Annotated in this window: 23 protein-coding genes and 1 pseudogene; 20 read left to right on the forward strand and 4 right to left on the reverse strand. The window is 64.8% G+C overall.

Translation table 11 applies throughout. The annotated features are described in order from the left end of the window. Positions 1-34: 34 nt before the first annotated feature. From pgm to rplE, 20 genes and pseudogenes are all read left to right on the forward strand, one after another. Positions 35-1,683 (forward strand): annotated as a pseudogene (gene pgm / locus DR_RS01580) (phosphoglucomutase (alpha-D-glucose-1,6-bisphosphate-dependent)). 366 nt (positions 1,684-2,049) lie between these two features. Continuing rightward, positions 2,050-2,445: a 30S ribosomal protein S12 gene (gene rpsL, locus DR_RS01585; RefSeq protein WP_010886950.1), complete on the forward strand. Its 396-nt coding sequence runs from the start codon at positions 2,050-2,052 to the stop codon at positions 2,443-2,445. A gap of 110 nt (positions 2,446-2,555) precedes the next feature. Beyond that, positions 2,556-3,026 (forward strand): 30S ribosomal protein S7, encoded by a 471-nt coding sequence (gene rpsG / locus DR_RS01590; protein ID WP_010886951.1) that lies wholly within the window; start codon positions 2,556-2,558, stop codon positions 3,024-3,026. A gap of 257 nt (positions 3,027-3,283) precedes the next feature. Next, the gene (gene fusA, locus DR_RS01595; RefSeq protein WP_010886952.1) at positions 3,284-5,380 is read left to right on the forward strand and encodes an elongation factor G; all 2,097 of its coding nucleotides are present in this window, start codon (positions 3,284-3,286) and stop codon (positions 5,378-5,380) included. Between the two features lie 91 nt (positions 5,381-5,471). Beyond that, entirely contained in the window at positions 5,472-5,915 is a 444-nt protein-coding gene (locus tag DR_RS01600) for a hypothetical protein (protein WP_010886953.1), read from the forward strand. A gap of 307 nt (positions 5,916-6,222) precedes the next feature. Then, positions 6,223-7,440, forward strand: coding sequence for an elongation factor Tu (gene tuf / locus DR_RS01605; protein ID WP_010886954.1), 1,218 nt, complete (start codon positions 6,223-6,225; stop codon positions 7,438-7,440). A gap of 5 nt (positions 7,441-7,445) precedes the next feature. Continuing rightward, entirely contained in the window at positions 7,446-7,769 is a 324-nt protein-coding gene (rpsJ, locus tag DR_RS01610) for a 30S ribosomal protein S10 (RefSeq protein ID WP_010886955.1), read from the forward strand. After that, entirely contained in the window at positions 7,766-8,401 is a 636-nt protein-coding gene (gene rplC, locus DR_RS01615; RefSeq protein ID WP_010886956.1) for a 50S ribosomal protein L3, read from the forward strand. Before rpsJ ends, rplC begins: the two co-directional genes overlap by 4 nt. Next, positions 8,401-9,018 carry a 50S ribosomal protein L4 gene (gene rplD / locus DR_RS01620; protein WP_010886957.1) on the forward strand — a complete coding sequence of 206 codons (618 nt, stop codon included), beginning with the start codon at positions 8,401-8,403 and terminating at the stop codon, positions 9,016-9,018. Before rplC ends, rplD begins: the two co-directional genes overlap by 1 nt. Then, positions 9,015-9,302, forward strand: coding sequence for a 50S ribosomal protein L23 (locus tag DR_RS01625; protein ID WP_010886958.1), 288 nt, complete (start codon positions 9,015-9,017; stop codon positions 9,300-9,302). Before rplD ends, DR_RS01625 begins: the two co-directional genes overlap by 4 nt. Before the next feature lie 13 nt (positions 9,303-9,315). Beyond that, positions 9,316-10,143 (forward strand): 50S ribosomal protein L2, encoded by an 828-nt coding sequence (gene rplB, locus DR_RS01630; RefSeq protein ID WP_010886959.1) that lies wholly within the window; start codon positions 9,316-9,318, stop codon positions 10,141-10,143. Positions 10,144-10,154: 11 nt separating this feature from the next. Next, on the forward strand, positions 10,155-10,442 hold the full coding sequence (gene rpsS / locus DR_RS01635; protein WP_010886960.1) for a 30S ribosomal protein S19: 288 nt from the start codon (positions 10,155-10,157) through the stop codon (positions 10,440-10,442). After that, a complete protein-coding gene (gene rplV, locus DR_RS01640) occupies positions 10,439-10,843 on the forward strand; it encodes a 50S ribosomal protein L22 (RefSeq protein ID WP_010886961.1) in 405 nt (134 codons plus the stop codon). Before rpsS ends, rplV begins: the two co-directional genes overlap by 4 nt. Beyond that, positions 10,843-11,592 carry a 30S ribosomal protein S3 gene (rpsC, locus tag DR_RS01645; RefSeq protein ID WP_010886962.1) on the forward strand — a complete coding sequence of 250 codons (750 nt, stop codon included), beginning with the start codon at positions 10,843-10,845 and terminating at the stop codon, positions 11,590-11,592. The genes rplV and rpsC overlap by 1 nt, the downstream gene beginning before the upstream one ends. Continuing rightward, positions 11,592-12,017 (forward strand): 50S ribosomal protein L16, encoded by a 426-nt coding sequence (gene rplP / locus DR_RS01650; protein WP_025567820.1) that lies wholly within the window; start codon positions 11,592-11,594, stop codon positions 12,015-12,017. Before rpsC ends, rplP begins: the two co-directional genes overlap by 1 nt. Then, positions 12,004-12,207 (forward strand): 50S ribosomal protein L29, encoded by a 204-nt coding sequence (gene rpmC / locus DR_RS01655; protein ID WP_010886964.1) that lies wholly within the window; start codon positions 12,004-12,006, stop codon positions 12,205-12,207. The genes rplP and rpmC overlap by 14 nt, the downstream gene beginning before the upstream one ends. Next, a complete protein-coding gene (rpsQ, locus tag DR_RS01660) occupies positions 12,204-12,494 on the forward strand; it encodes a 30S ribosomal protein S17 (protein ID WP_010886965.1) in 291 nt (96 codons plus the stop codon). Before rpmC ends, rpsQ begins: the two co-directional genes overlap by 4 nt. Then, positions 12,491-12,895: a 50S ribosomal protein L14 gene (gene rplN / locus DR_RS01665; protein WP_010886966.1), complete on the forward strand. Its 405-nt coding sequence runs from the start codon at positions 12,491-12,493 to the stop codon at positions 12,893-12,895. Before rpsQ ends, rplN begins: the two co-directional genes overlap by 4 nt. Positions 12,896-12,933: 38 nt before the next feature. Then, complete coding sequence (gene rplX / locus DR_RS01670; protein WP_187767769.1) at positions 12,934-13,242, forward strand: 50S ribosomal protein L24; 309 nt, start codon at positions 12,934-12,936, stop codon at positions 13,240-13,242. 118 nt (positions 13,243-13,360) lie between these two features. Then, complete coding sequence (rplE, locus tag DR_RS01675) at positions 13,361-13,903, forward strand: 50S ribosomal protein L5 (protein ID WP_010886968.1); 543 nt, start codon at positions 13,361-13,363, stop codon at positions 13,901-13,903. 101 nt (positions 13,904-14,004) lie between these two features. On the opposite strand, the gene DR_RS01680 is transcribed toward rplE, so the two are convergent. From DR_RS01680 to DR_RS01695, 4 genes are all read right to left on the reverse strand, one after another. Then, the gene (locus DR_RS01680; protein ID WP_010886969.1) at positions 14,005-14,649 is read right to left on the reverse strand and encodes a cyclodeaminase/cyclohydrolase family protein; all 645 of its coding nucleotides are present in this window, start codon (positions 14,647-14,649) and stop codon (positions 14,005-14,007) included. Between the two features lie 121 nt (positions 14,650-14,770). Beyond that, the gene (locus DR_RS01685; RefSeq protein WP_010886970.1) at positions 14,771-15,763 is read right to left on the reverse strand and encodes a malate dehydrogenase; all 993 of its coding nucleotides are present in this window, start codon (positions 15,761-15,763) and stop codon (positions 14,771-14,773) included. A 186-nt stretch (positions 15,764-15,949) separates the two neighbouring features. After that, the gene (gene ddrD / locus DR_RS01690) at positions 15,950-16,546 is read right to left on the reverse strand and encodes a DNA damage response protein DdrD (protein WP_010886971.1); all 597 of its coding nucleotides are present in this window, start codon (positions 16,544-16,546) and stop codon (positions 15,950-15,952) included. 126 nt (positions 16,547-16,672) lie between these two features. After that, a complete protein-coding gene (locus DR_RS01695) occupies positions 16,673-17,509 on the reverse strand; it encodes a S1C family serine protease (protein ID WP_234944659.1) in 837 nt (278 codons plus the stop codon). Between the last annotated feature and the right edge of the window lie 26 nt (positions 17,510-17,535).

The following is a 17,535-nucleotide window of genomic DNA, read 5'->3' on the forward strand; positions in this document are numbered from 1 at the left end:
CGCGTAATTCGGAGAACTGCTCTAGACTGACGGCATGTCCCTCAGCGAGCTCGCCGGAAAACCCGCCCCCCAGTCCTTGCTGACCAATATCCCGCGCCTGGTCGCGCAGTACTACGAGACCCGCCCCGACCCCGGCAGCGCCGCGCAGCAGGTCGCGTTCGGCACCAGCGGGCACCGGGGCACCAGCCTGAACGGCACCTTCAACGAGGCGCACATTCAGGCGATTGCACAGGCGGTGGCCGAGTACCGCGCCGGGGCGGGCATCGACGGGCCGCTGTTCATGGGCCTCGACACCCACGCGTTGTCCGAACCCGCCTGGTCCACCGCCCTGCGGGTGCTGGTGGCGAACGGGGTAAAGGTCCACGTCCAGCCGGGCTTTTTCACGCCCACGCCGCTCGTCAGCCACGCGATTCTGGAACACAACCGCGCCGGGCAGGGCGGCCCTCTTGATGGCGGCACGGCAGACGGCATCGTCATCACCCCGAGCCACAACCCCCCTCAAGATGGCGGCTTCAAGTACAACCCCCCCTCGGGTGGCCCCGCCGACACCGACGTGACCGGGCAGGTGCAGGCCCGCGCCAACGACCTGTGCGCGGCGGCCTGAAAGATGTAAAACAGGTTCCCCTCGCCGACGCGCTGGCTGCGGCCCTGCCCTTCGACTTCATCGCGCCCTACGTCGAGCAGTTGCCGCAGGTCATCGACCTGGATGTGATTCGGCAGTCGGGCGTGCGCATCGGCGTCGATCCGCTCGGTGGGTCCAGCCTGCCGGTGTGGGAGGCGATTGAGGCGCGCTATGGCCTCGGCCTGACCATCGTCAACCGCGAGATCGACCCGCGCTTCGCCTTCATGTCGGTGGACAAGGACGGCAAGATTCGCATGGACTGCTCCAGCCCCTACGCGATGGCGGGCCTGCTGCGCCTCAAGGACGATTTCGACGTCGCCATCGGCAACGACCCCGACGCCGACCGCCACGGCGTCGTGACCAAAGACGGCCTGATGAACCCCAACCACTACCTCGCCGTCATGATCGAATACCTGTTCCAGAATCGCCCCGGCTGGCAGCCCAGTGCTGGGGTCGGCAAAACGCTGGTGAGTTCGGCCCTCATTGACCGGGTGGCAGCGGGCCTGGGGCGGCGGCTCGTCGAGGTGCCGGTGGGCTTCAAATACTTCGTGGAGGGTCTGCTCTCGGGTGAACTCGGCTTCGGCGGTGAGGAGTCGGCGGGCGCGAGTTTCCTGAGGCTCGACGGCGGCGCCTGGAGCACCGACAAGGACGGTCTGATTCCCGGTCTGCTCGCCGCCGAGATGACGGCCCGGACGGGCAAGACGCCCTCCGAGCGCCTGCGCGACCTGACCGCCCGCTACGGCGAAACGGCGTACAGCCGGGTGGACGCGCCCGCCAACGCCGAGCAGAAAAAGGTCCTGTCGAACCTCTCGCCCGAACAGGTCACGGCGACCACGCTGGCGGGTGACCCCATCACCGCCAAGCTGACCCGCGCACCCGGCAACGACGCGGCCATCGGCGGCCTCAAGGTCACCACCGAGCACGCTTGGTTCGCCGCCCGGCCCAGCGGCACCGAGGACGTGTACAAAATCTACGGCGAGAGCTTCCGGGGCGAGGAGCACCTGCAACAAGTCTTCGAAGAAGCCCGCGAGGTGGTGTCGGCGGCGCTCGGCGGTCAATAACAAGCGAGAAAGAGAGGAGAGGGCGGCGGAGGTGCAAGCTTCCCCGCCTCTTTCCTGTTCCTGCTCGCCGACATTGTTTGCTGCCGCACTTGTAACTCTTCGGTGCTCTCGCTTATCATGGCAAGGTTGGAAAGCGTGCTCTGGGAAGGGGTTGCACCAGGGGCGTTTCTCGGCATCGGCCACGCGGGCACTTTCTGAGCACTTCCTTTTGACGCCGCTGGTGATCACCTCATGGAAATGGCACCTGGGCCACGCCCGCCGTTTTCCGTTCGTCAACCCGGCGCTGCTCCCCCCGTGTGGGCAGCCTTCTTCTGAAGCCCCCGCCCTCCCCGGCGAGCTTCAAATCAAAGAAACAGGAGTGATGTTTTGCCTACCACCCAGCAACTTCTGCGTAAGGGCCGCAAGGTTCTCCAGAAAAAGAGCAAGGTCCCGGCCCTGAAGGGCAGCCCCTTCCGCCGCGGCGTGTGCACGGTCGTGAAGACCACCACCCCCAAGAAGCCCAACTCGGCGCTGCGTAAGATTGCCCGCGTGCGCCTGTCCAGCGGCTTCGAAGTCACCGCCTATATCCCCGGCGAAGGCCACAACCTCCAGGAACACAGCGTCGTGCTGATTCGCGGGGGCCGTGTGAAAGACCTCCCCGGTGTGCGTTACCACATCGTGCGCGGCAGCCTCGACACCCAGGGCGTCAAGGACCGCAACAAGAGCCGCTCCAAGTACGGCACCAAGAAGCCCAAAGCGGGCGCCGCCGCGGCCAAGAAGTAAATCGGCAGGCCTGACGCGTCACTGCGTCTGAGAAACAGCTCAGAGGTGACGCGGCTGCCCAGAGTTGACGCACACCGCGCCCAAGGGCGTGAGAATCAAGGAGCAAGAACATGGCACGTCGCCGCAGAGCAGAAGTGCGCCCCGTTCAGCCCGACCTGGTGTACCAGGACGTGCTGGTGAGCGCGATGATCAACCGCATCATGCGTGATGGCAAGAAGAACCTCGCCAGCCGCATTTTCTACGGAGCCTGCCGTCTGGTGCAGGAGCGCACCGGCCAGGAGCCGCTGAAGGTCTTCAAGCAGGCGTATGACAACGTCAAGCCCCGCGTCGAAGTGCGCAGCCGCCGCGTCGGTGGCTCGACCTACCAGGTGCCCGTCGAAGTCGGCCCCCGCCGTCAGCAGAGCCTGACCCTGCGCTGGATGATCAGCGCCGTGGACGGTCGCCCCGAGCGCACCGCCATCGAGCGCCTCGCCGGCGAAATCATGGACGCCGCGCAGGGCCGTGGCGGCGCCATCAAGAAGAAAGACGACGTGGAGCGCATGGCCGAAGCCAACCGCGCCTACGCGCACTACCGCTGGTAATTTCCGGCGTCTGGGTGACTGGCCCAGAGTGGCTGTGCGGGGCACAAGCATCCGTTTCTTTGTAATGAAACTGCTGGCAGCGTAACGCTGAGAGTGGTGGAATAGAGATGAAGCGGCCTGCCCGCCTCCCAGCCGGACGCGGACGGTGGAGCGCCTTTGCCCCGCCGTCCGCTCGCCTCGGGCTGAGTTACCCAGCAGGACTAGCAGGAAGATCCATCACGGCCACCTGACGGTGCCGCCGTATTACAGGGAGTCTTATGACGATCACCAAGTCTCAGCAGTACCTGACCCACTTCCGCAACATCGGGATTGCCGCGCACATCGACGCCGGCAAGACCACCACCACCGAGCGCATCCTGTTTTTCACGGGCCGCATCCGCAACCTGGGTGAAACCCACGAGGGCGCCTCACAGATGGACTGGATGGAGCAGGAGCGCGAGCGCGGCATCACCATCACCGCCGCCGCCACCACCGCCCACTGGACCCACACCGAAACCGGTGAGGACTACACCGTCAACATCATCGACACCCCCGGTCACGTGGACTTCACCATCGAAGTCGAGCGCTCCATGCGCGTGCTCGACGGCGCGGTCGCCGTGTTCGACTCCAGCCAGGGCGTCGAGCCGCAGAGTGAAACCGTGTGGCGTCAGGCCGACCGTTACGGCGTGCCCCGCGTGGCGTTCGCCAACAAGATGGACAAGACCGGCGCAAGCTTCGACCTCGTGGTGAACGACATCCGCGAGCGCCTCGGCGCCATTCCCGCCCCCATCCAGTACCCCATGGGCGCGGAAAACGACTTCAAGGGCGTCATCGACATTGTCCGGATGCAGGCCCACACCTTCACCAACGATCTCGGCACCGAGATTCAGGTGGGCGACGTGCCCGCCGAGTACATGGACAAGGTCAACGAGATGCGCCAGCAGCTGATCGAAGCGGCCGCTGAAGTCGACGAAGACCTGATGATGAAGTTCCTCGAAGGCGAAGAGCCCACCCAGCAGGAACTCATCGCGGCGATCCGTAAGGGCACCATCGACAAGCAGATCTTCCCGGTGCTGTGCGGCAGCGCCCTGAAGAACAAGGGCGTGCAGCTGCTCCTCGACGCCGTGGTGGACTACCTGCCCAGCCCGCTCGAAGTGCCGTCCATCAAGGGCACCCACGAGGACGGCGAAACCGTCACCGAGTTCCCCGCCGACCCCGAAGGCAAGCTCGCCGCGCTGGCGTTCAAGATCATGGCCGACCCCTACGTGGGCCGCCTGACCTTCGTGCGTATCTACTCGGGCACCCTGACCTCGGGCAGCTACGTGTACAACGCCTCCAAGGACAAGCGCGAGCGCGTGGGCCGTCTGCTGAAGATGCACGCCAACAGCCGCGAGGAAGTGACCGAGCTCAAGGCCGGTGAACTCGGCGCCGTGATCGGCCTCAAGGACGCGGGCACCGGCAACACCCTGATCGGTGACGGCGACGACCGCGTGCTGCTCGAATCCATCGACATCCCCGAGCCCGTCATCAAGCTCGCCATCGAGCCCAAGACCAAGGCCGACCAGGAAAAGATGGGCGTGGGCCTCCAGAAGCTCGCCGAAGAAGACCCCACCTTCAAGGTCGAAACCGACCAGGAAAGCGGTCAGACGACCATCGCCGGCATGGGCGAGCTGCACCTGGAAATCCTGGTGGACCGCCTGAAGCGCGAGTACAAGGTCGAAGCGAACGTGGGCGCCCCGCAGGTGGCCTACCGTGAAACCATCACCAAGCAGGTCGAAGTCGACAGCAAGTTCGCCCGCCAGTCGGGTGGTCGTGGTCAGTACGGTCACGTCAAGCTGCGTGTCGAACCCCTCGAACCCGGTGCGGGTTTCATCTTCGAAAACGCCGTGGTCGGCGGCACCGTGCCCAAGGAGTACATCGGGCCGGCCCAGAAGGGTGTGGAAGAAGCCATGCAGAGCGGCCCCATGCTCGGCTTCCCCGTGGTGGACATCAAGGTCGTGATCTACGACGGTTCGTACCACGAAGTCGACTCCAGCGAAATGGCGTTTAAGATCGCCGGTTCGATGGGCCTCAAGGAAGCCGTCCAGAAAGGCAGCCCCGCCATCCTCGAACCCGTGATGCGCGTCGAAGTCACCACCCCTGAGGAGTACATGGGCGACGTGATCGGCGACCTGAACAGCCGTCGTGGCCAGATTCAGGGTATGGAAGCCCGCGGCAACGCGCAGATCGTCAAGGCGTTCGTGCCGCTCTCGGAAATGTTCGGCTACGCGACCGACATGCGTTCCAAGACCCAGGGCCGCGCCAGCTACTCGATGTTCTTCGATCACTACACCCAGGTGCCCACCAACCTGGCGCAGCAGTTGATGAAGAAGTAAGACCTCCGGGTCTGAAAAGCTCACCTTTCGGGGTGGGCTTTTTTCGTTTCAACTGGCGCCTAAAGACCCCTGCCCTGTTAACCTGCGGGCCATGAGTTTGCCCTCTTCCCCCAACAGGCAGCCCAACAAGCAGGTCGTGACCGGGCCACCGCCCCAGCGCCTGAGCTTCGTGACCGTGCCGCTGATGATCGGTCTGGTTTACAACGCGATCTCGCTGCTGACGATTCCTTTTTCCGGGACGACCATCAACGATCTACTGGCGGACTATGGCAAGGCGTCGGGACAGCCCATACCGCCGCTTTCGCCTGAGATGATTCAGACGACGCTCTGGCTCGCGTTTTTTCTGACGGCGCTGCTGATTCTGTGGCTGTACTTCACCCGGCGCGCTGTGCTGGAGGGCAAAAGCGCTGGTCGGGTGTCGAGCATCGTGATCGCTGTGCTGAGCCTGCTGTTTTTTCCCTTTGGAACGGTGCTCGGTGTCATCATGTTGATCGGGATCTTCGACGAACAGGTGACCGCTTACCTGAGCCGCTGAGCGGGTTTTCGGGCAAGAGTTAGTTCGGGGCCAGGAACCTATACGGAACCTATACGGGAACTGGCCCTTTTTGCTGGATTCCCGGCCCGGCGCTCTTGCCCTTCTAGGCCTTTTCATGTAAGCTAAGCAGTCGGTGCGCCGTGGCCTCTCAGCCCGGTGCAACGTGCCAGAGAGCAGGCGGGACACCGCCCTGGCGAGAATCAACCCAATGTGGGTCACACCACCAGAACCTCGCGGCATGCGCGGGGGAAGCCCGATCAAAGGGACGTTTTTACGTGTGAATCCACCGCTTGGAGGGAGTAAGACAATGGCAAAAGGAACGTTCGAGCGCACCAAGCCCCACGTGAACATCGGCACCATCGGTCACGTCGACCACGGCAAGACCACCCTCACCGCCGCCATCACCTTCACCGCCGCTTCGGCTGACCCCACCATCGAAACCCTGGCCTACGACCAGATCGACAAGGCCCCCGAAGAAAAGGCCCGCGGCATCACCATCAACACCGCCCACGTCGAGTACCAGACCGAAACCCGGCACTACTCGCACGTCGACTGCCCCGGCCACGCCGACTACGTCAAGAACATGATCACCGGCGCGGCGCAGATGGACGGCGCCATCCTCGTCGTCAGCTCCGCTGACGGCCCCATGCCCCAGACCCGCGAGCACATCCTCCTCGCCCGTCAGGTCGGCGTGCCCTACATCGTCGTCTTCATGAACAAGGTCGACATGGTAGACGACGAAGAACTGCTGGAACTGGTCGAAATGGAAGTCCGCGAACTCCTCAGCAAGTACGAGTTCCCCGGCGACGACCTCCCCGTCGTCAAGGGCAGCGCTCTGCGCGCCCTCGAAGCCCTGCAGTCCAACCCCAAGATGGCCCGCGGCACCGACAAGTGGGTCGACTACATCTGGGAACTGCTCGACGCGGTCGATTCCTACATCCCCACCCCCGAGCGCGACACCGACAAGACCTTCCTGATGCCTGTCGAAGACGTGTTCACCATCACCGGTCGCGGCACCGTCGCCACGGGCCGCGTGGAACGCGGCACCGTCAAGGTCCAGGACGAAGTCGAAATCGTCGGCCTGACCGACACCCGCAAGACCACCGTGACCGGCATCGAAATGCACCGCAAGCTGCTCGACTCCGGGATGGCTGGTGACAACGTCGGCGTGCTGCTGCGCGGCGTCGCGCGCGACGACGTGGAACGTGGTCAGGTGCTCGCCAAGCCCGGCAGCATCAAGCCCCACACCAAGTTCGAAGCCAGCGTGTACGTGCTGAGCAAGGACGAAGGGGGCCGTCACAGCGCGTTCTTCGGTGGCTACCGCCCCCAGTTCTACTTCCGCACGACGGACGTGACGGGCGTGGTGGAACTGCAAGAAGGCGTGGAAATGGTGATGCCCGGTGACAACGTGACCTTCACGGTGGAACTGATCAAGCCGATCGCCATGGAAGAAGGCCTGCGCTTCGCCATCCGCGAAGGGGGCCGCACCGTCGGCGCCGGCGTCGTCTCCAAGGTTCTGGAGTAATAAGCATGGTTGCCCCGAAGATTCGTATCAAACTGCGTGGCTTTGACCACAAGGCGCTGGACCAGTCCGCGAGCAAGATCGTGGACACGGTCCGGCGCACCGGGGCGGACGTGAGCGGTCCCGTGCCGCTCCCCACCCGCATCCGCCGTTTCACCGTGCTGCGCAGCCCCTTCAAGTACAAGGACAGCCGCGAGCACTTTGAGATCCGCACCCACAACCGTCTGGTGGACATCATGAACCCCACCAAGAAGACCATCGATTCTCTGATGACCCTCGACCTGCCTACTGGCGTCGACATCGAGATCAAGACCGTCGGGGGCCGCGCATGAAGGGCATCCTCGGCACCAAGATCGGCATGACCCAGATCTGGAAAAACGACCGTGCGATCCCCGTGACGGTCGTGCTGGCGGGCCCTTGCCCCATCGTGCAGCGCAAGACCGCGCAGACCGACGGCTACGAAGCCGTGCAGATCGGTTACGCGCCCAAGGCCGAGCGCAAGGTGAACAAGCCCATGCAGGGTCACTTCGCCAAGGCGGGCGTCGCTCCGACGCGCATTCTGCGCGAGTTCCGCGGCTTCGCCCCTGACGGCGACAGCGTGAACGTGGACATCTTCGCTGAAGGCGAAAAGATCGACGCGACCGGCACCAGCAAGGGCAAAGGCACCCAGGGCGTCATGAAGCGCTGGAACTTTGCCGGTGGTCCCGCAAGCCACGGTTCGAAGAAGTGGCACCGCCGCCCCGGTTCGATCGGTCAGCGTAAGACCCCGGGCCGCGTGTACAAGGGCAAGCGCATGGCCGGCCACATGGGCATGGAGCGCGTGACCGTGCAGAACCTCGAAGTGGTGGAAATCCGTGCGGGCGAGAACCTGATTCTCGTTAAGGGCGCGATTCCCGGCGCCAACGGCGGACTCGTGGTGCTGCGCAGCGCCGCCAAAGCCAGTGCCGCCAAGGGAGGCAAGTAATGGCGCAGATCAACGTCATCGGGCAAAACGGCGGGCGCACCATCGAGCTCCCCCTGCCCGAGGTGAACAGCGGCGTGCTGCACGAAGTGGTGACCTGGCAACTCGCCAGCCGTCGCCGCGGCACCGCCAGCACCCGGACCCGCGCTCAGGTAAGCAAGACGGGCCGCAAGATGTACGGCCAGAAAGGCACCGGGAACGCCCGTCACGGCGACCGCAGCGTTCCCACCTTCGTGGGCGGCGGTGTGGCCTTCGGTCCCAAGCCCCGCAGCTACGACTACACCCTGCCCCGTCAGGTGCGTCAGCTCGGTCTGGCGATGGCAATTGCCAGCCGTCAGGAAGGTGGCAAGTTGGTTGCGGTGGACGGCTTTGACATCGCCGACGCCAAGACCAAGAACTTCATCAGCTGGGCCAAGCAAAACGGCCTGGACGGCACCGAGAAGGTCCTGCTGGTGACCGACGATGAGAACACCCGCCGCGCCGCGCGCAACGTGAGCTGGGTCAGCGTGCTACCGGTGGCCGGCGTGAACGTGTACGACATCCTGCGTCACGACCGCCTGGTGATCGACGCGGCTGCCCTCGAAATCGTGGAAGAAGAAGCCGGGGAGGAGCAGCAGTGAGCCACTACGACATTCTGCAGGCGCCCGTGATCAGCGAAAAGGCCTACTCGGCCATGGAGCGCGGCGTGTACTCGTTCTGGGTGAGCCCCAAGGCCACCAAGACCGAAATCAAGGACGCGATTCAGCAGGCGTTCGGGGTGCGGGTCATCGGCATCAGCACCATGAACGTGCCGGGCAAGCGCAAGCGCGTGGGCCGCTTTATCGGTCAGCGCAATGACCGCAAAAAGGCCATCGTGCGTCTCGCCGAAGGCCAGAGCATCGAGGCCCTGGCGGGCCAGGCCTAAGGAGATTTGAGACATGGCCGTCAAAAAGTACCGTCCCTATACCCCCAGCCGTCGCCAGATGACGACTGCGGACTTCAGCGGACTGACCAAGAAGCGCCCCGAGAAGGCGCTGACCGAGGCCCTCCCCAAGACCGGTGGGCGCAACAACCGTGGCCGCATCACCAGCCGCTTCATCGGCGGCGGGCACAAGCGCCTCTACCGCATCATCGACTTCAAGCGCCGTGACAAGAGTGGCGTGAACGCTAAGGTCGCTGCCATTGAGTACGATCCCAACCGCAGCGCCCGCATCGCCCTGCTGCACTACGCCGACGGCGAGAAGCGCTACATCCTGGCCCCCGAAGGTCTGACCGTGGGCGCGACCGTCAACGCCGGCCCCGAAGCCGAACCCAAGCTCGGCAACGCGCTGCCCCTGCGCTTCGTGCCGGTGGGTGCCGTGGTTCACGCGCTCGAACTGGTTCCCGGCAAGGGCGCTCAGCTCGCCCGCAGCGCCGGCACCAGCGTGCAGGTTCAGGGTAAGGAAAGCGACTACGTGATCGTGCGTCTGCCTTCCGGCGAACTGCGCCGCGTTCACAGCGAGTGCTACGCCACCATCGGTGCCGTGGGCAACGCCGAGCACAAGAACATCGTGCTGGGCAAGGCTGGACGCAGCCGCTGGCTCGGGCGCAAGCCACACCAGCGCGGCAGCGCGATGAACCCCGTGGATCACCCGCACGGCGGTGGTGAAGGTCGCACCGGCGCGGGCCGCGTTCCCGTGACCCCCTGGGGCAAGCCCACCAAGGGCCTCAAGACCCGCCGGAAGCGCAAGACCTCGGACCGTTTCATCGTCACCCGTCGTAAGTAAGGAGGGTCGTTATGCCCCGTAGCCTCAAAAAAGGCCCGTTCGTGGAAGACCACCTCCTGAAGAAGGTGGACGCCCAGAACGATAAGAAAGACAAGCGCGTGATCAAGACCTGGAGCCGCCGCTCCACCATCGTTCCTGAGATGATTGGTCACACCATCGCCGTGTACAACGGCAAGCAGCACGTTCCGGTGTTCGTGAACGAGCAGATGATCGGCCACAAGCTCGGTGAGTTCAGCCCGACCCGCACCTACCGTGGGCACGGCGCCGACAAGAACGCCAAGGGGAGCAAGAAGAAATGACCGCTCCTGAACAGACTTTCCGCAACAAGAAGCAGCGTAAGCAGCAGGTCAAGCTGCGTAAGCCCGGCTTCGCCGTTGCCAAGTACGTCCGCATGAGCCCCCGCAAGGTCCGCCTGGTCGTTGACGTGATCCGCGGCAAGAGCGTGCAGGACGCCGAAGACCTGCTGCGCTTCATCCCCCGTTCGGCCAGCGAGCCGGTCGCCAAGGTGCTCAACAGCGCCAAGGCCAACGCCCTGCACAACGACGAGATGCTCGAAGATCGCCTGTTCGTGAAGGAAGCGTACGTGGACGCGGGCCCGACCCTCAAGCGTCTGATCCCCCGCGCCCGTGGCTCGGCGAACATCATCAAGAAGCGCACCAGCCACATCACCATCATCGTTGCCGAGAAGGGGAACAAGTAATGGGTAACAAGATCAACCCCAACGGCTTCCGCCTCGGCGTGACGAAGGGCTGGAACAGCCGCTGGTACGCCGGCAAGAAGCAGTACGCCAGCCTGCTCAAGGAAGACGAGCAGATCCGTCAGCTGATCAACAAGAAGCTGGCCGCCGCTGGCATCGCCCGCATCGAAATCGAACGCGCCGGCCAGCAGGTCAACGTGATCATCTCCGCCGCCAAGCCCGGCGTGGTGATCGGTAAGGGCGGCGAGAGCATCAAGGAACTGCGCGGTGACATCGAGCGTCTGGTGTCTGCCGGTACGGTGGCCGTGAACGTCGCCGAGATCCCCAACCCCAATATCAGTGCCCCGCTGGTCGCCCTGCGCATCGCCGAGCAGATCGAGCGCCGCTTCGCGTTCCGCCGCGCCATGAAGCAGGCCGCGCAGCGCGTGATGGAGTCGGGCGCCCGCGGCGTCAAGGTGATCCTCAGCGGTCGCCTCGGCGGCGCCGAGCAGGCCCGCACCGAGAAGGTGCTCGAAGGCCGCGTGCCCCTGCACACCCTGCGCGCCGACATCGACTACGGCACCGCGCTGGCCCGGACTACCTACGGCATCCTGGGCATCAAGGTGCTGGTGTTCAACGGTGAAGTGATCGGCGGCAAGACCGAAACCTTTGCCCGTCCTCAGCGCCGTGACCGCGACGAGCGCCGTCCTGAAGGTGGCGACCGCCCGGCCCGCCGCCGTCCGACCGCGCGCCGCCGCACCGGAGGTGAATGATGCTTCTCCCGAAGCGCACCAAGTTCCGTAAGCAGTTCCGTGGCCGCATGACCGGCGACGCCAAGGGTGGCGATTACGTGGCCTTCGGCGACTATGGCCTGATCGCCATGGAGCCCGCCTGGATCAAGAGCAACCAGATCGAGGCCTGCCGTATCGTCATGAGCCGTCACTTCCGCCGTGGCGGTAAGATCTACATCCGCATCTTCCCCGACAAGCCCGTGACCAAGAAGCCCGCCGAAACCCGAATGGGGAAGGGGAAGGGCGCTGTGGAGTACTGGGTCAGCGTCGTGAAGCCTGGCCGCGTGATGTTCGAGGTGGCGGGCGTGACCGAAGAGCAGGCCAAGGAAGCCTTCCGCCTGGCCGGTCACAAGCTCCCCATCCAGACCAAGATGGTGAAGCGCGAGGTTTACGATGAAGCCCAGTGAGATGCGTAACCTGCAGGCCACCGATTTCGCCAAAGAAATCGACGCCCGCAAGAAAGAACTGATGGAGCTGCGCTTTCAGGCGGCGGCGGGTCAACTGGCCCAGCCCCACCGCGTGCGCCAGCTTCGCCGCGAAGTGGCCCAGCTCAACACCGTGAAGGCCGAGCTGGCCCGCAAAGGGGAGCAGCAATGAAAAAGACCTTTACGGGCGTCGTGGTGAGCGACAAGGCCGACAAGACCGTGAGCGTCAAGGTCGAGCGCCGCTTCGCGCACCCCCTGTACGGCAAGGTCGTGACCCGCAGCCACAAGTACGCGGCGCACGACGAGAACAACGAATACAAGATCGGTGACCGGGTGGAAATCATCGCGGTGCGCCCCATCAGCAAGACCAAGACCTGGAAGGTCACCAAGCTGATCGAGCGTCCCCGCGGCATCGAAACCACCCTCGCTGAAACCGAAGTCGCCGGAGGTGAAGCATGATCATGCCTCAGTCCCGCCTGGACGTGGCGGACAACAGCGGCGCGCGCGAAATCATGTGCATTCGCGTGCTCAACAGCGGCATCGGCGGCAAGGGCCTGACCACCGGTGGGGGCGGCAACAAGCGTTACGCCCACGTCGGTGACATCATCGTCGCCTCGGTCAAGGACGCGGCTCCCCGCGGCGCCGTGAAGGCCGGCGACGTGGTCAAGGCCGTGGTCGTGCGCACCAGCCACGCCATCAAGCGTGCCGACGGCAGCACCATCCGCTTTGACCGCAACGCCGCCGTCATCATCAACAACCAGGGCGAGCCCCGCGGCACCCGCGTCTTCGGGCCGGTGGCCCGCGAGCTGCGTGACCGCCGCTTCATGAAGATCGTGTCCCTGGCTCCGGAGGTGCTGTAATGCCCCGTCCTAGCGCTGGCAGCCACCACAACGACAAGCTGCATTTCAAGAAGGGTGACACCGTCATCGTCCTGAGCGGCAAGCACAAGGGTCAGACCGGTAAGGTGCTGCTCGCCCTGCCCCGCGACCAGAAGGTCGTCGTGGAAGGCGTGAACGTGATCACCAAGAACGTCAAGCCCAGCATGACCAACCCTCAGGGCGGTCAGGAACAGCGCGAGCTGGCCCTGCACGCCAGCAAGGTGGCGCTGGTGGACCCCGAAACCGGGAAGGCCACCCGTGTCCGCAAGCAGATCGTCGACGGCAAGAAAGTGCGCGTCGCGGTCGCGAGCGGTAAGACCATCGACTAAACCATTCACTCGGGTCACCCCATGACGCCCCAGCTCTTGGGGCTTCAACGTCTCAATACGGGGGTGACCTGAGCGGCGCTGGCTGAAACACTGCCAGACCGCTCGAAGGAAAAATGCCATGCAACAGCTCAAGACGAAGTACAACGACCAGGTGCGCCCCGCCCTGATGCAGCAGTTCGGTTACTCCAGCGTGATGGCCGTTCCCCGCATCGAAAAGATCGTGGTCAACGAAGGCCTCGGCAGCAGCAAGGAAGACTCCAAGGCGATCGACAAGGCCGCCAAGGAACTCGCGCTGATCACCCTGCAAAAGCCGATCATCACCAAGGCGAAGAAGAGCATCTCGAACTTCAAGCTGCGCCAGGGCATGCCCGTGGGCATCAAGGTCACGCTGCGCGGCGAGCGCATGTACGTGTTCCTCGAAAAGCTGATCAACATCGGCCTGCCCCGTATCCGTGACTTCCGTGGGATCAACCCCAACGCCTTCGATGGCCGTGGCAACTACAACCTCGGCATCAAGGAACAGCTGATCTTCCCCGAAATCACCTATGACATGGTCGACAAGACCCGCGGCATGGACATCACCATCGTGACCACCGCCAAGACCGACGAAGAAGCCCGCGCGCTGCTTCAGTCGATGGGCCTGCCCTTCCGCAAGCAGTAATCGGTTGTAGGGTCTCAAACAAAGTCTTAAAAGAGGAGTCGCTCAAGCGGCTCTTTTTTTATGGCCCGTCGAAGAGGCCCCCAATCACGGGAGCCTTCTGGCTATTCCTGATTCTCGGCAATCTGTTTTTGCGCCTGTTTCAGCAGCCGTGCGGCCCGCTCCTGCCCTTGCTGTGCCAGCTCGTCGCGGTGGGCTTGCAGTGGGGCTTTTTCCTCTTCGGAGAGCCGCAGCAGGTTGATGTCCACCGTGAGCAGGGCGGCGTCTATGGCTCCGCGCAGCAGGGCAGCGCCCGCACCGATATCGCTGACGACTTCGGCGTGAACCTCGGTAACGGTGCCCTCGGCTTCGGTCAGCGCTTGCACACACTGCGTCGCTATTTCCAGCGGCGTGGCGCGGGCAGCTTCACCAGCGGCGGCCAGAGCATCGGCGCGGGCCTGCTGCTCCTCGTCCGAGTCCTTGGGCAGCTTGGTGGCGTCCACGAACCTGCGGAAGACAGCCACATCCTCGTCGGCCAGCGCTTGCAGGCGGGCCTGGATAGTCTGGAGACGGTCTAGCGTCGCGCTCAGCTCGGGGGAGAGGTCCTGGCTGGCCTTGCGCGCCTTGTTGCGGCTGATGGTCAGCGCCATGCTCAGCAGGCCGACACCAAACGCGCCGCTGAGGGCAGCGATGCTCCCGCCCCCGGGCGTGGGCTTGTGGCTGGCGGTCGCTTGGAGCAGGTCGGCGGCGGTCTGGTCCCACAGGGTCATAGGGGCAGTTTAGGCAAAAGCACAAGCCCAAAGAATACAGGCACGAAAGAACCCAGGCACAAAAGAAAGGGGGGCAAAGAGCCGTCGCTGGCCCTCTGCCCTCCTATTTCTCAGTGCTGTCTTACTTGACGAGGCCGAGCTTGCGCACTTCGTCGCGTTCTTCTTCGAGTTCCTGGGCGGTGGCGTCCATCTTGCCGCGGCTGAAGTCGCTCACGTCCAGGCCCTGCACGATTTCGTACTTGCCGTCCTTGACGCGCACGGGGAAGCCGTAGATCAGGCCTTCGGGGATGCCATAGGAGCCGTCCGAGGGAATGCCCATGCTGACCCATTCGCCGTCTTTGGTGCCGAGCGCCCAGTCGTGCATGTGGTCGATGGCCGCCGACGCCGCCGACGCCGCGCTGCTCGCGCCACGGGCTTCGATGATCGCCGCGCCGCGCTTGGCGACGGTGGGGATGTAGTCGTTCTCGTACCAGGTGCGGTCCACCTGCTCGAGCGCGGGCTTGCCGTTCACGGTGGCCTGCGACAGGTCAGGGTACTGGGTGGAGGAGTGGTTGCCCCAGATGGTCACGTTCTTGATGTCGCTGACGGCGGCGCCGGTCTTCTCGGCGAGCTGCGACAGAGCGCGGTTGTGGTCCAGACGCACCATGGCGGTAAAGCACTTGGGGTCGAGGTCAGGAGCGTTTTGCTGAGCGATCAGCGCGTTGGTGTTGGCGGGGTTGCCCACCACGAGCACCTTGACGTTGCGGCTGGCGACGGCGCCCAGCGCTTCGCCCTGCGGCTTGAAGATGCCGCCGTTGGCGCCGAGCAGGTCGCCGCGTTCCATACCGGCCTTGCGGGGCATGGCGCCCACCAGCAGGGCGTAGTCGGCGTCCTTGAAGGCCACCATCGGGTCGTCGCTGGTGATCACGTCGGCGAGCAGCGGGAAGGCGCCGTCGCGCAGCTCCATGACCACACCGTTGAGCGCCTTGAGCGCGGGAGTGATTTCGAGCAGTTGCAGGATGACGGGCTGGTCCTGGCCGAGCATGTCGCCGGCGGCAATGCGGAACAGCAGGCTGTAGCCGATCTGGCCGGCAGCGCCGGTGACAGCCACGCGGACGGGTTGTTTCATCGTCATGGGTATCCCTCCTGAGGATGGTTTTACGACTCACCATACCGTGCCGAGGCGCCCCGGAGGCCAGCAACGCCCGCGCCGCCGCGTTCCTGTGGGGGAGACAGGCGAATGCTCGGAGAGCGGGTGAGCCTGGAACGCAAAAAGGCCCGCCGACCAGTTGCGGTCAGGGGCCAGGATGCTAGAAAAAGCTCAGGCTGCCGGGGTGTTTTCGCCGGCCTCGCTCGCTTCGGCGTTGGGCTGGGGCGCATCCTCGGTGCGGACGGCTTCGGGTTCGGCGCTGCGGCGGGGACGGGCAGGGCGCTCAGTGCTGGCGCGGTCATGGGTCGCGCGTTCGCTGGCAGTGCGTTCGGCGGCAGTGCGCTCAGCGCGGTCGGTGCCGGGGCGTTCGGGGCCAGCCGGGTCGGTGGGCGCGGCGCTGATGCGGGCCAGCGTGTCGCCGAAGGCCCGCAGCGCTTCGCTGCCTTCGAGTTCGGCCACGGCGCGGGCGTTGAGCGCGGCGAGGGCTTCCCGGTTCACGGCGTACTCGGGCGCCTCGTAGCCTTCGAGCTGCCCGAGCACGCGGTAGGCGGTGGCGGCGTCAATCGTTTCGCCCTTGCTGGTGACGACTTCCGGCGCCGTCATGGATTCGCTGCCGATCAGGGTGATTTCCCCGGCGCTGATCAGCATGGCCCGGTCGCCGCGCTCCTTCATGTACGCCGCGAGTTGCAGCAGCCGCCGCAGGTCGAGCATCGAGTGAAAGAGGTCGAGGTGGGCGAGCATCGTTCCAGCTTTTTTCAGGGTATCCATAGCTCTATTATTCTGTTTTTAGCAGAATTGTCAAGAAGATTCTTGAAATGTGAAGGCGAGTCAGGAGAGGGGCGCAGCCGCCAACTGGCCTGCGCCCCTCATCTCCTGAGTTTTTTAGCCCTGCACTTACTGCACGCTGCTGCGGGCCGCCAGCGTCAGCTTGACACTGATATTTTTGCCGCCGCGCAGCACGCTCAGGGTGATGGTGTCGCCGGGGGCGTAGCGGCGCACGGCGTACTGAAAGTCGCTGAAGTTGTAGACGCGCCGCCCGTTGACCGCCGTCACGATGTCACCGCTGATCAGGTCGCCCTTCTCCGAAAGGCGCAGGGGTTGCAGGCCCGCCTTCGCCGCCGGGCTGCCGGGCACCACGCGGGTGAAAAAGGCCCCGGCGGTCTTGCCCAGTTTGCTTTCCACGAACGCCTGCTCGGGCAGGTTGGCGAGCAGACTCCACTCGCCTTCCAGACTGATGCCGATGACGGCGGCGTCCCGCTTGACCCCGCGCCGCAGCTCGGCCACGCGGGTATCGTCGACGGTCACCGGCACGGCGTAGGCGTGGGCTTCGACATCTTCTTCACGCTCCCCGGTGCTCTCGAAGCGCACGTAGCTGACCACCCCGGCCACCTCGCCCGCGCGGTTGATGATGGGCCCGCCACTGTCGCCGGGCACCAGCGGGGCGCTGAGTTCCAGGGTGCCGGGGGGGAAGTCGGCGCGGCCCGCCTCGCTGCGCAGGGCCGTGAAGCGCCCGACCTTGGGCCGCAGGTACTCGCCGCCGCCGTTGCCGATGGCGAGCGCGGCGTCTCCGAGCTTGGGCGTGCTGCTCGCCAGCGGGAGGAAAGGCGTTCCCTTCGGCACGCTGACCCGGATGACGGCGAGGTCGTTCTGGTCGTCGTAGCCGACCACCTTGACCGGGTAACGGTTGCCGTTGCTGGTGCGGGCGCTCAGGGCGGGGGCCTGAAACACCACGTGATAGGCGGTGAGTGCAAGTCCGT

This window comes from Deinococcus radiodurans R1 = ATCC 13939 = DSM 20539, assembly GCF_000008565.1.
Classification (GTDB): Bacteria; Deinococcota; Deinococci; order Deinococcales; family Deinococcaceae; genus Deinococcus; species Deinococcus radiodurans.